The following is a 12,066-nucleotide window of genomic DNA, read 5'->3' on the forward strand; positions in this document are numbered from 1 at the left end:
TCCCAGGAACATTCGATGAATACCGAAGGACTCACAGAAGTTGCAGTAAAAGAAGCTCAGCCGGTGGTCGAGCAAATCACCGAAACGCCGCCGGAACTGGAGCCTGCGCCACCCGCGCCGGTCACCGAAACCGTCGCGGCGGCGCCAGTGATTGCGATCCCGGGCCTGGATGACAGCAGCCTGTATATCCACCGCGAGCTTTCGCAACTGCAGTTCAACATCCGCGTGCTGGAACAGGCGCTGGACGAGTCCTATCCGTTGCTGGAGCGGCTGAAGTTCCTGCTGATCTTCTCCAGCAACCTCGACGAATTCTTCGAAATCCGCGTCGCCGGCCTGAAGAAGCAGATCACCTTCGCCCGTGAGCAGGCCGGTGCCGACGGCCTGCAGCCGCATCAGGCGCTGGCGCGGATCAGCGAGCTGGTCCACGGCCACGTTGACCGTCAGTACGCGATCCTCAACGACATCCTGTTGCCGGAGCTGGAAAAGCACCAGGTGCGCTTCATCCGTCGCCGCCACTGGACGACCAAGATCAAAACCTGGGTACGTCGTTATTTCCGCGACGAGATCGCACCGATCATCACCCCGATCGGCCTCGACCCGACGCACCCGTTCCCGCTGCTGGTGAACAAGAGCCTGAACTTCATCGTCGAGCTGGAAGGTATCGACGCCTTTGGTCGCGATTCCGGTCTGGCGATCATCCCGGCGCCGCGTCTGCTGCCACGGATCATCAAGGTGCCGGAAGAAGTCGGCGGCGCTGGCGACAACTATGTGTTCCTGTCGTCGATGATCCACGCCCACGCCGACGACCTGTTCCAAGGCATGAAGGTCAAGGGTTGCTACCAGTTCCGCCTTACCCGAAACGCCGACCTGTCGCTCGATTCCGAAGACGTCGAAGACCTTGCGCGCGCCCTGCGTGGCGAGCTGTTCTCGCGGCGCTACGGTGATGCGGTGCGTCTGGAAGTGGCCGACACCTGCCCGAAACACCTGTCGGACTACCTGCTCAAGCAATTCAACTTGAGCGAGACCGAGCTGTATCAGGTCAACGGCCCGGTCAACCTGACCCGCCTGTTCAGCATCACCGGTCTGGACAGCCATCCGGAGCTGCAATACACGCCGTTCACCCCGCAGATCCCGAAACTGCTGCAGAACAGCGAGAACATTTTCAGCGTTGTCAGCAAACAGGACATCCTGCTGCTGCACCCGTTCGAGTCGTTCACCCCGGTGGTCGACCTGCTGCGTCAAGCGGCGAAAGACCCGCATGTGTTGGCGGTGCGCCAGACCCTGTACCGGTCCGGCGCCAACTCCGAGATCGTCGATGCGCTGGTGGACGCCGCGCGTAACGGCAAGGAAGTGACCGCGGTCATCGAACTGCGCGCGCGCTTCGACGAAGAATCCAACCTGCAACTGGCCAGCCGTCTGCAAGCGGCCGGTGCAGTGGTGATTTACGGCGTGGTCGGCTTCAAGACCCACGCCAAGATGATGCTGATCCTGCGTCGCGAGGCCGGCGAGATTGTGCGTTACGCACACCTGGGCACCGGTAACTACCACGCCGCCAATGCCCGTCTCTATACCGACTACAGCCTGCTGACTTCCGATGACGCCCTGTGCGAAGACGTCGGCAAACTGTTCAGCCAGTTGATCGGCATGGGCAAGACGCTGCGCATGAAAAAGCTGCTGCATGCGCCGTTTACCCTGAAGAAGGGCATGCTCGACATGATCACCCGCGAGACGCAGTTTGCCCTCGACGGCAAACCGGCGCACATCATCGCCAAGTTCAACTCGCTGACCGATCCGAAGATCATCCGCGCGCTGTACAAGGCCAGCCAGTCCGGCGTGCGCATTGATCTGGTGGTGCGTGGCATGTGCTGCCTGCGGCCGGGCATCGCCGGGGTTTCGCACAACATCCACGTGCGCTCGATCATCGGCCGCTTCCTCGAGCACACCCGGGTGTTCTACTTCCTCAACGGTGGCGAGGAGCAAATGTTCCTCTCCAGTGCCGACTGGATGGAGCGCAACCTCGACAAGCGCGTCGAGACTTGCTTCCCGGTCGAAGGCAAGAAGTTGCTGACCCGCGTCAAGAAAGAGCTGGAGCTGTACCTGACCGACAACACCCACAGCTGGAGCCTGCAGTCGGATGGCCGCTACATCCGCAACACGCCAACCGGTAATCAGAACCCGCGCAGTGCGCAGGCGACGTTGCTGGAGCGTCTGGGCAGCCCGATTCTGCCGGTGAGCAGTTGAGGCCTTGAAAGTCGAAAGCCCCTCACCCTAACCCTCTCCCAGAGGGAGAGGGGACTGACCGAGGTGTTTCGAGCTATACGTCGACCTGAGCTGCCGAGTCGAACTCAGGCCTTGAAGCCAGCGGAGATCGGCTCCCTCGGGAGAGGGCTGGGGTTAGGGTTAACCTCCGTCCCCAAGTCGAACCGAATAAAAAAGGCGATCCAGAAGGATCGCCTTTTTTGCACCTGAGATTTAACTCAGTGAACGGTGAGGACAATCCCCACCCGCGTCAGCCACTCGGCCTCAAGCCCGAAATCCGCCTGAGTCAGCTGGTTTTCATCCAGCCAGTTTTCCGGGAATTCCACATCAAGGCTGTCGCCCTTGGCGTGCAATGCCACTTGCGGCATCGCCTGGGTGCCCCGGATGTGGTGGAACAGGATCGCAAAGCGCAGCAGCACGCAGAGGCGAATCAGCTTGTCGCCGTCGTCACCGAACTCGGCGAATTTATCCTTGGGAATGTTGCGGCGATGGCCACGCACCAGCAGGGCGAGCATTTGCTGGTCTTCGCGGGAGAACCCGGCGAGGTCCGAATGCTCGATCAGGTAAGCGCCATGTTTGTGGTAATGATAGTGAGCGATGTCGAGCCCGACTTCGTGCACTTTCGCCGCCCAGCCCAGGAGTTCGCGCCAGATACCGTCATCCAGCTCCCAGTCGGCCGCGACCTGATCGAAGGCATGCAGCGCCTTGCGTTCGACCCGCGCCGCTTGTTCCAGGTCGACGTGATAACGCTCCATCAGCGAGGTCAGGGTGCGTTCGCGCACGTCTTCGTGGTGATGGCGACCTAGCAGGTCGTAGAGCACGCCTTCACGTAAGGCACCGTCGCAGTGATCCATGCGTTGCAGTTCGAGGGCGTCGAAGATCGCTTCGAGAATCGCCAGGCCTGCCGGGAAGATCGTCCGGCGATCAGGCTTGATGCCTTCGAAATCGATCTTGTCGACATCGCCGAGCTTGAACAGGCGGCGCTTGAGCCAGGCCAGGCCTTCGGCGTTCACTTCGCCCGTGCCATGCCCGCCGGCCTTCAGCGCCAGGCCGATGGCGCGGATGGTGCCCGAGGAGCCGATGGCTTCATCCCAGGTCAGGCGGTGCAGGGCGTGCTCGATGCTCATGATCTCCAGTCGCGCTGCGGTGTACGCCTGGGCGTAGCGGGCCGGGGTGATCTTGCCGTCCTTGAAGTAGCGTTGGGTGAAGCTGACGCAACCCATCTGCAGGCTTTCGCGCAGCAGCGGTTCGAATCTTTGCCCAATGATGAATTCGGTACTGCCGCCGCCAATGTCGGCGACCAGTCGTTTGCCCGGGGTGTCGGCGAGGGTGTGCGAGACGCCCAGATAGATCAGGCGCGCTTCTTCACGCCCGGAGATGACTTCCACCGGATGGCCGAGAATTTCTTCTGCGCGGCGGATGAATTCGCCACGGTTGCGGGCCTCACGCAGGGCGTTGGTGCCGACAATGCGCACGGCGCCCAGCGGCATACCGTTGATCAGTTGGGCAAACCGCTTGAGACAATCGAGGCCGCGCTGCATCGATTCTTCGTTGAGATGGCGCTCATCGTCGATGCCGGCGGCGAGCTGAACCTTCTCTCCGAGGCGCTCCAGGATACGGATTTCACCGTTCTGGGCCTTGGCCACGACCATGTGAAAGCTGTTGGAGCCCAGGTCGATTGCGGCGATCAGGGACAGATTCTTGGCTTGGGATTGCGGCATGGTCAGGGGGTCTCGGTCGATAACCCCGACATCGTGCCACGATCAAACGCTGGCGCCAACGCGCACGGTTCAAACCCTTGATTCAGCGCAGAAAGTCTGGAGATCGCGGCGCGGCCATTGGCGAGCAGGCTCGCTCCCACAGGTGAGCGCATTCCAATGTGGGAGCGAGCTTGCTCGCGAAGAGGGCATCACTGCCTAAGAAGATCTTCAGGCTGTCGCTTCCACCGTGCCAATAAAGTTCGCCAGCTCCGCCGTCTGCGGATTGGCAAACAACACCTTCGGATCCCCCACCTCATGCACTTTGCCGTGATGCATGAACACCAACTTATCCCCAACCTCCCGGGCAAAGCGCATTTCATGGGTGACCATGATCAGCGTCATGCCTTCCCTGGCCAGTTGCCGCACCACGCTGAGCACTTCATTGACCAGCTCCGGGTCCAGCGCCGACGTGATCTCATCGCACAGCAGCACCTTGGGCGACATCGCCAGCGCCCGGGCAATCGCCACGCGCTGCTGCTGACCGCCGGAGAGGCGATCCGGAAACGCATCGAATTTCTCCCCCAGGCCCACGCGTTCGAGCATCTTACGCGCCAGTTCGGCCGCCTTGGCCTTGGGCACTTTCTGCACCACTTGCGGCGCGAGCATCACGTTCTCGCCCACAGTCAGGTGGGGGAACAGGTTGAACTGCTGGAACACCATGCCGACTTTCTGCCGCAGGCTGCGCAGGTCGGCGCGGGCAGCGTCGAGGTATTCGCCGTCGACTTCGATCACCCCGTCATTGATCGACTCCAGGCCGTTGAGTGTACGCAGCAGGGTGGATTTGCCCGAGCCGCTGCGGCCGATGATCGCCACCACCTGACCTTCTTCGACGCTGAGGTCGATGCCTTTGAGTACGTGGTGGTCGCCGTAATATTTATGCAGGGCGGAAATTCTAAGCAGAGGCATGCAGTCTCCTTTCCAGGTAGCGCGCACTGAGCGACAAGGGGTAGCAGAGCAGGAAGTAGCCGAGGGCGACGAGGCCGTAGACCATGAACGGTTCAAACGTGGCGTTGGCGAGCATGCCGCCGGTCTTGGTCAGTTCGGTGAAGCCGATGATCGAGGTCACCGCCGTGCCCTTGACCACTTGCACCGAGAAGCCCACGGTCGGCGCCACCGCAATACGCAGGGCTTGCGGCAGGATCACGTAGCGCAGTTGCTCCAGCGGATTCAACGCCAGGCTCGACGAGGCTTCCCACTGGCCATGAGGAATCGCTTCGACACAACCACGCCAGATTTCCGCCAGATAGGCACTGGTAAACAGCGTCAGGGCAATCGCCGCCGCCATCCACGGTGAAATCTCGATCCCGGCCAGTGCCACGCCGAAGAACACCAGAAACAGCTGCATCAACAGCGGCGTGCCCTGGAACAGCTCGATCCAGGTGCGGGCGATGTTGCTCGACAGCGGGCTTTTCGAAATGCGCATGACCAGAATCAGCAGCCCGACGATCCCGCCGCCGATGAAGGCCACCAGCGACAACGCCAGCGTCCACTGCAGGCCGGTGAGCAGGTTGCGCAGGATGTCCCAGAAGGTGAAGTCGCTCATTGGCTGCTCCTCGAGAGATAGCGGCGCCCCAGCCAGTTGAGCAACTGGCGGATCAGCAACGCCATGCACAGGTAGATCAGCGTGGTCAGCGCATAGGTTTCAAAGGCGCGGAAATTGCGCGACTGAATGAAGTTGGCGGCAAAGCTCAACTCTTCGGTGGCGATCTGCGAACACACTGCCGACCCGAGCATGACGATGATGATCTGGCTGCTCAGGGCCGGCCAGACCTTGCCCAGCGCCGGCAGCAGGACCACGTGGCGGAACGCTTCGAAACGGCTCATTGCCAGCGCCGCTGCGGCCTCCAGTTGCCCGCGCGGGATCGCCTGGATGCCGGCGCGGATGATCTCGGTCGAATACGCACCGAGATTGATCACCATCGCCAGCACGGCTGCCTGCCATTCGGAAATCTGCACGCCGAGGGACGGCAGGCCGAAGAAGATGAAGAACAGTTGCACCAGAAACGGCGTGTTGCGGATCAACTCGACGTAGACGCCGAAAATCGCCGAGAACGGGCGGATGTTCCACGCCCGCACCAGCGCGCCGACGATGCCCACGCCGACCCCGAAGAATGCGCCAATGGCCGTCAGTTCCAGGGTAAACAAGGCGCCGCGCAACAGCAGGTCGGTGTTTTGCAGCACCGGAATGAAATCGAACTGATAAGCCATGTAGGTCTCCCGCGCAGTCGATCAGAGATCGGCCGGCAGCGGCTCTTTCAGCCAGGTCTGTGAATTCTTTTCCAGTGCGCCGTCAGCCTTGGCGGTGGTCAGGATGTCGTTGACCTTGGCCAGCAGCGCCGGCTCGTTCTTGTTCACGCCGACGTAGACCGGCGAATCCTTGAGCTTCACTTTCAGCGCCGGCACGCGTTTCGGGTTCTTTTCGCTGATCGCGACCATCACCACGTTGCCGCTGGCGATCAGGTCAACCTGGCCGGCGAGGTAGGCGGCGATGGTCGAGTTGTTGTCTTCGAAGCGCTTGATGGTCACGCCTTCGGGGGCGACTTTGCTCAGTTCGATGTCTTCGATGGCGCCACGGGTGACACTGATGGTTTTGCCTTTGAGGTCGTCGAGCGTGGTGATGGCGGCATCAGGCGGGCCGAACACGGCGAGGTAGAACGGGGCGTAGGCACGGGAGAAGTCGATGACTTTCTCGCGATCCGGATTTTTACCGAGGCTGGAGATCACCAGGTCGACCTTGCCGGTAGTGAGGAACGGGATGCGGTTGGTGCTGTTGACCGGGGTCAGTTCGAGTTTGACCTTCAGTTGATCGGCCAGCAGTTTCGCTGTGTCGATGTCCAGGCCACGGGGCTTCATGTCCGGGCCGACCGAGCCGAACGGCGGGAAGTCCTGGGGCACGGCGACTTTCAATGTGCCGCGTTTGACCACGTCATCCAGCGCGTCGGCGTGGGCGGGGATCTGGCTGAGCAACAGGCTGGAAAACAGGGCGGCGAGGAGGGCGCGGTAACGCAGGGTCATGGCAAATCTCCGGATCGGCGGGAAGTGATTTCTGCGATCGGACAGAGCATGGGGCGTGCCAATACTCGGGTTTCCCCCGCGCAGGCCGCGGTTTTTGCGGATTTGTTCGGTCTTACTGGTCTGAACAGTCAGGTTGTTTTTCGCACTCCGATAGCGCATTGGTGTACGGCGCCGAACCCTGCTGGGGCACGACTTGCCGGCGTCAGCGAATAGCTTTACAACTAGCCGCACCTTGGCCTGGTTCGTCTGGAAAACCATGAACTCGATCTCCCGTGCCGTACCCGAAGTGGCGCTGCAAGCCATCCGCAAACTGATCACCGAACAGGGTTTCGGTGCGGGCGATGCGTTGCCGTCGCAACGGGACCTGGCCTTGCAGTTGGGCGTCAGCCGGGCTTCATTGCGCGAGGCGCTGTCGTCGCTGAGTGCGCTCGGTGTGGTCAGCATTCAGCCGGGCAAGGGCGTGTTCGTTCAATCGCCGGTGGAATTGCCGCACGGCAGCCAGGCGCCAGGCTGGCCCTTTGCGGCACAGGCTTCGCCGCTGGATATCTTTCAACTGCGCTATGCGCTGGAAGGGTTTGCCGCCGGGCTGGCGGCGGTCACGCTGAGCACGCTTGATCTGGATGCGCTGGAGGACAACGTTGCCGCGATGCGCGAGCAATTGAAGGCGGGTGATTTCGAAGCGGCGGCGAAACTCGACTTCGACTTCCACCGCCGCATCCTGCTGGCCAGCGGCAACCAGGCGATGCTGAGCATCCTCACCGCCAGTGCCGAAATCTTTCTCGAGAGCCAGAAGCTACCGTTCATCCGCGCCGAACGGGCGATGGAAACCTGGCAGGAACACCGCAAGATCCTCCGCGCCCTGGCCCGCCGGGCGTCCGCTGCCGCCCAGAAAGCCATGCAGGAGCACGTGCGCAACGCAGCCCTGCGCACCGGAATCGCCTTCATCGCCCCCGCCACGGCGTGACTTGAGCTATACCCAGACTCATGAGGCGCCATAGCAAGACTCAATCAACTGCAGCTTCCTGAACAAGGGAAGGGCGGCTATGATGGGCCACGTTTTTTTGCTTACAACCTGGAGAATTCCATGAGCAGCGATCTGATCAAACACGTTAGCGACGCCAGCTTCGAAGCCGACGTACTCAAGGCCGAAGGCGCTGTCCTGGTCGACTACTGGGCTGAATGGTGCGGCCCTTGCAAAATGATCGCTCCGGTTCTGGACGAGATTGCCGAGACTTACAAAGGCAAGCTGACCGTCGCCAAACTGAACATCGACGAAAACCAGGAAACCCCGGCCAAGCACGGCGTGCGTGGTATCCCGACGCTGATGCTGTTCAAGAACGGCAACGTTGAAGCGACCAAAGTCGGCGCCCTGTCGAAGTCGCAACTGGCTGCTTTCCTCGACGCCAACATCTAAGCGTCGCGGTAAATCGCTGAAAAAAAGCCCCGCAAATTGCGGGGCTTTTTGCGTATTCAGGGCTAGACGCTCCGAAACTCAGGTGGTACATTCGGCCCCGCACTGGTTTCTCCACTGCCCCCTGCTAGCCGTCGCCGACGCACTCCTTTTCGAACAAGTTCGCGATCCTGTCGCCTTCTCCGCGGCGCGGCCTCATTAAGCCAAAAGCTTAATTTCCCCCCTCCATAAATGATTACGTCATTCCTATATGAATCTGACTGAACTCAAGCAAAAGCCGATTACCGAACTGCTCGAATTGGCCGAACAGATGGGCATAGAAAATATGGCCCGTTCGCGCAAGCAGGACGTGATTTTCTCCCTGCTGAAAAAGCACGCGAAAAGCGGCGAGGAAATCTCCGGTGATGGCGTGCTGGAGATTCTCCAGGACGGCTTCGGCTTCCTGCGCTCCGCTGACGCTTCCTATCTCGCCGGCCCGGACGATATTTACGTCTCGCCGAGCCAGATCCGCCGTTTCAACTTGCGCACCGGTGACACCATCGTTGGCAAGATCCGCCCTCCGAAGGAAGGCGAGCGGTATTTCGCCCTGCTCAAGGTCGACACGATCAACTTCGATCGTCCAGAGAACGCGAAAAACAAGATTCTCTTCGAGAACCTGACCCCGCTGTTCCCGACCGTGCGCATGAAGATGGAAGCCGGTAACGGTTCCACCGAAGACTTGACCGGTCGTGTGATCGACCTGTGCGCCCCGATCGGTAAAGGCCAGCGTGGTCTGATCGTTGCACCGCCGAAAGCCGGCAAGACGATCATGCTGCAGAACATCGCCGCGAACATCGCCCGTAACAACCCTGAAGTTCACCTGATCGTGCTGTTGATCGACGAACGTCCGGAAGAAGTGACCGAAATGCAGCGCACCGTGCGCGGCGAAGTGGTTGCCTCGACCTTTGACGAGCCGCCGACCCGCCACGTCCAGGTGGCTGAAATGGTGATCGAGAAGGCCAAGCGCCTGGTCGAACACAAGAAGGACGTGGTGATCCTGCTCGACTCCATCACCCGTCTGGCCCGTGCCTACAACACCGTGATCCCGAGCTCCGGCAAGGTCCTGACCGGTGGTGTCGATGCTCACGCCCTGGAGAAGCCAAAGCGTTTCTTCGGTGCTGCGCGCAACATCGAAGAAGGCGGCTCGCTGACCATTATCGCCACCGCGCTGGTTGAAACCGGCTCGAAGATGGACGAAGTGATCTACGAAGAGTTCAAGGGTACCGGCAACATGGAGCTGCCTCTGGATCGCAAGATCGCCGAGAAGCGCGTGTTCCCGGCCATCAACATCAACCGTTCCGGCACCCGCCGCGAAGAGTTGCTGACCGCCGACGACGAACTGCAGCGTATGTGGATCCTGCGCAAGCTGCTGCACCCGATGGACGAAGTGGCTGCCATCGAGTTCCTGGTCGACAAGCTGAAAACGACCAAGACCAACGACGAGTTCTTCTTGTCGATGAAGCGCAAGTAATACCCCAGCTGTTTAAAAAGAAGCGCCCGGAAGGGCGCTTTTTTTTGCCTCAGATTATTTGTATATGGATTGAAATGTACGCGGCTGATAACTTTCGCGCTTTCCAGGAACTTTGTATCCAGAACGAGAAAGGTTTTTCATGCACACGTTTGGCAATCGCCGTGATATCGACGGATTACGGGCACTGGCGGTTATTCCCGTCGTACTGTTTCATTTCGGATTCACTACATTCAGCGGCGGTTTTGTCGGCGTTGATGTGTTCTTCGTCATTTCCGGCTTCCTGATCACCTCGATCCTGTTCCGCGAAATCAGCGCACAGCGTTTCAGTTTTCTCGACTTCTGGGGCCGTCGTGCCCGGCGCATTCTGCCGGCGTTGACTGTGGTTGTGGTGGTGACGCTGGCTTTAGGCTGGCTGTTGCTGACAGCCAAAGACCTGGCTGAACTCGGGCGGACGATTCGTTACCAGTCGCTGTTCATTTCCAACATTCTGTTCATGCGTGAAGACGGCTACTTTGCGCCGGCGTCGGAGCTCAAACCGCTGCTGCATACTTGGTCGCTGGCGGTGGAGGAGCAGTACTACATCTTCTTCCCGTTGATGATGGCGTTGCTGATGCGTTATGTCCGTCATTGGCGCTGGATGCTGTTCGCGGTCCTGCTGGTGTCGTTTGGCCTGAACCTCATTTATATCGAACGCCGGCCTGAATTCGCCTTCTTCGCGCTGCCGACCCGCGCCTGGGAGCTGCTCTGCGGAGCAATGCTGGCGGTGCTGCCCGCGTCGAAACACGTCGCACGGCCGTGGCTGCGCCAGTCGGTGGGCGTGGCCGGACTGGCGGCGGTGCTGCTGGCGATATTCACCTTTGACAAGTCCACGGTGTTCCCGGGCTGGGCGGCATTGCTGCCGGTATTGGGCACTACCGCGTTGATCTGGTCGGGCGCGCAAGGTGCGACGTGGGCCAGCCGTCTGTTGAGTGTCCGCGTTCTGGTGTGGGTCGGCCTGCTGTCCTACTCCCTGTATCTGTGGCACTGGCCGGTTTATGTGTATGCCAATGCAATTTCCATCGACGGCATCCAGCCGCTGGAGGCGCTTGGCTGGATGGCGCTGGCGTTGGCCCTGGCGTGGTTGAGCCTGCGTTATATCGAGCTGCCCTTTCGTGAGAAACGAGTGTTCGCCAAGCGGAATTCCATGTTGGTCGGTGGTTTGCTGTCGATCACCGTGCTGGCGATTACCGGCTCGGTGATTAACTCGTCAGACGGTGTGCCACAGCGTCTGACCGGCAAGGCGCTGGAATACGCGCAATCGCGGGAGTGGAAGGCCGGGCAAGCGGATTGCATGCAGCTGAGTACGGACAAAACGCTGGACAAGGCCTGTCGGTTGGGCGGCGATGAACAGGTCGCTCCGACCAAGATGTTCTGGGGCGACAGTCACACGGCGGCACTGTTGCCGGCCATCGCCGGCACTCTCGGTCGCGACGCGCAGCCGGTCTGGTTGTACAGCCTGACGGCTTGCCCGCCGATTGTCGAAGACCGCCTGCGCCCTCAATGCCAGGACTTCAACAAACGCAACATGGCGCTGGTGCTCAGTCGAGGGATCAAGGATGTCGTACTGGCGGCGAACTGGAGCCTGTACATTTATGGTCGCGAAGATGGCGACGGCGACAGACAGTTTCTGCTTGAGCGCAAGGACAGTCCGGCGCAAGCCGAACAGCGTCTGGCTGCCGGGCTCAAGGCGCAAGTGGCTGAGCTGCGCGCGGCTGGTGTGCAAGTCTGGCTGTTCAAGGAAGTGCCGCTGCAGCACAAGAGCTACATCGACCGCCTGACCAGCCTCGCGCGCATCGGGCGCTCGGCGCAAGGGCTCGGTCGCCCGCTCAACGAGCATCTGGCGCGCCAGCGGTTTTTCACCGAGCTGTTCGGCTCGATGAGTGCGGCGGATCCCGGCGTGCATGTTATCGACCCGACCTCGCTGATGTGCAAGGACGGACTCTGCGCCATTGATGTCGATGGCCACTCGCAGTACAAGGATGCCGACCATCTGTCGGACGTGGGCAGTGCCAGACTGAGCCCGCTGTTTGCACCATTGCTGCTGGGTACTAGCCACAATTGAGCGATCCCGG

10 protein-coding genes are annotated in these 12,066 nt (G+C 60.7%); 5 read left to right on the forward strand and 5 right to left on the reverse strand.

The window, feature by feature from the left end; translation table 11 throughout:
• Window positions 1–15 precede the first annotated feature (15 nt).
• Entirely contained in the window at window positions 16–2,241 is a 2,226-nt protein-coding gene (ppk1, locus tag PseuLF5_RS13940; RefSeq protein WP_128613825.1) for a polyphosphate kinase 1, read from the forward strand.
• A 236-nt stretch (window positions 2,242–2,477) separates the two neighbouring features.
• Here the strand turns inward: ppk1 and ppx are convergent, their stop codons facing one another.
• From ppx to PseuLF5_RS13965, 5 genes are all read right to left on the reverse strand, one after another.
• Entirely contained in the window at window positions 2,478–3,980 is a 1,503-nt protein-coding gene (gene ppx / locus PseuLF5_RS13945; RefSeq protein ID WP_123469733.1) for an exopolyphosphatase, read from the reverse strand.
• Between the two features lie 207 nt (window positions 3,981–4,187).
• Window positions 4,188–4,925: an amino acid ABC transporter ATP-binding protein gene (locus PseuLF5_RS13950; RefSeq protein ID WP_187678221.1), complete on the reverse strand. Its 738-nt coding sequence runs from the start codon at window positions 4,923–4,925 to the stop codon at window positions 4,188–4,190.
• The gene (locus PseuLF5_RS13955; RefSeq protein ID WP_123469729.1) at window positions 4,912–5,562 is read right to left on the reverse strand and encodes an amino acid ABC transporter permease; all 651 of its coding nucleotides are present in this window, start codon (window positions 5,560–5,562) and stop codon (window positions 4,912–4,914) included. The genes PseuLF5_RS13950 and PseuLF5_RS13955 overlap by 14 nt, the downstream gene beginning before the upstream one ends.
• Window positions 5,559–6,227, reverse strand: coding sequence for an amino acid ABC transporter permease (locus tag PseuLF5_RS13960; protein ID WP_123469728.1), 669 nt, complete (start codon window positions 6,225–6,227; stop codon window positions 5,559–5,561). The genes PseuLF5_RS13955 and PseuLF5_RS13960 overlap by 4 nt, the downstream gene beginning before the upstream one ends.
• A 21-nt stretch (window positions 6,228–6,248) precedes the next feature.
• Complete coding sequence (locus PseuLF5_RS13965; protein ID WP_128613829.1) at window positions 6,249–7,034, reverse strand: transporter substrate-binding domain-containing protein; 786 nt, start codon at window positions 7,032–7,034, stop codon at window positions 6,249–6,251.
• A gap of 256 nt (window positions 7,035–7,290) precedes the next feature.
• Here PseuLF5_RS13965 and PseuLF5_RS13970 point away from each other — a divergent pair, with 256 nt between their 5' ends.
• The 4 genes from PseuLF5_RS13970 to PseuLF5_RS13985 all read left to right on the forward strand — a co-directional run bounded on the left by PseuLF5_RS13970 (window position 7,291) and on the right by PseuLF5_RS13985 (window position 12,056).
• Window positions 7,291–7,998 carry a FadR/GntR family transcriptional regulator gene (locus PseuLF5_RS13970; RefSeq protein WP_123469725.1) on the forward strand — a complete coding sequence of 236 codons (708 nt, stop codon included), beginning with the start codon at window positions 7,291–7,293 and terminating at the stop codon, window positions 7,996–7,998.
• A gap of 120 nt (window positions 7,999–8,118) precedes the next feature.
• A complete protein-coding gene (trxA, locus tag PseuLF5_RS13975) occupies window positions 8,119–8,448 on the forward strand; it encodes a thioredoxin TrxA (RefSeq protein WP_003206727.1) in 330 nt (109 codons plus the stop codon).
• Between the two features lie 247 nt (window positions 8,449–8,695).
• Window positions 8,696–9,955 carry a transcription termination factor Rho gene (gene rho / locus PseuLF5_RS13980; protein ID WP_003229334.1) on the forward strand — a complete coding sequence of 420 codons (1,260 nt, stop codon included), beginning with the start codon at window positions 8,696–8,698 and terminating at the stop codon, window positions 9,953–9,955.
• A gap of 139 nt (window positions 9,956–10,094) precedes the next feature.
• A complete protein-coding gene (locus tag PseuLF5_RS13985) occupies window positions 10,095–12,056 on the forward strand; it encodes an acyltransferase family protein (protein ID WP_340133790.1) in 1,962 nt (653 codons plus the stop codon).
• Window positions 12,057–12,066 lie beyond the last annotated feature (10 nt).

Source organism: Pseudomonas sp. LF-5 (assembly GCF_037626295.1).
In the GTDB taxonomy this organism is placed as follows: Bacteria; Pseudomonadota; Gammaproteobacteria; order Pseudomonadales; family Pseudomonadaceae; genus Aquipseudomonas; species Aquipseudomonas monsensis.

Excerpts from the sequence above, each read along its gene's own strand:
- ppk1 (WP_128613825.1), top strand. The coding sequence starts at position 16 with ATGAATACCGAAGGACTCACAGAAGTTGCAGTAAAAGAAGCTCAGCCG.
- ppx (WP_123469733.1), bottom strand. The coding sequence starts at position 3,980 with ATGCCGCAATCCCAAGCCAAGAATCTGTCCCTGATCGCCGCAATCGAC.
- PseuLF5_RS13950 (WP_187678221.1), bottom strand. The coding sequence starts at position 4,925 with ATGCCTCTGCTTAGAATTTCCGCCCTGCATAAATATTACGGCGACCAC.
- PseuLF5_RS13955 (WP_123469729.1), bottom strand. The coding sequence starts at position 5,562 with ATGAGCGACTTCACCTTCTGGGACATCCTGCGCAACCTGCTCACCGGC.
- PseuLF5_RS13960 (WP_123469728.1), bottom strand. The coding sequence starts at position 6,227 with ATGGCTTATCAGTTCGATTTCATTCCGGTGCTGCAAAACACCGACCTG.
- PseuLF5_RS13965 (WP_128613829.1), bottom strand. The coding sequence starts at position 7,034 with ATGACCCTGCGTTACCGCGCCCTCCTCGCCGCCCTGTTTTCCAGCCTG.
- PseuLF5_RS13970 (WP_123469725.1), top strand. The coding sequence starts at position 7,291 with ATGAACTCGATCTCCCGTGCCGTACCCGAAGTGGCGCTGCAAGCCATC.
- trxA (WP_003206727.1), top strand. The coding sequence starts at position 8,119 with ATGAGCAGCGATCTGATCAAACACGTTAGCGACGCCAGCTTCGAAGCC.
- rho (WP_003229334.1), top strand. The coding sequence starts at position 8,696 with ATGAATCTGACTGAACTCAAGCAAAAGCCGATTACCGAACTGCTCGAA.
- PseuLF5_RS13985 (WP_340133790.1), top strand. The coding sequence starts at position 10,095 with ATGCACACGTTTGGCAATCGCCGTGATATCGACGGATTACGGGCACTG.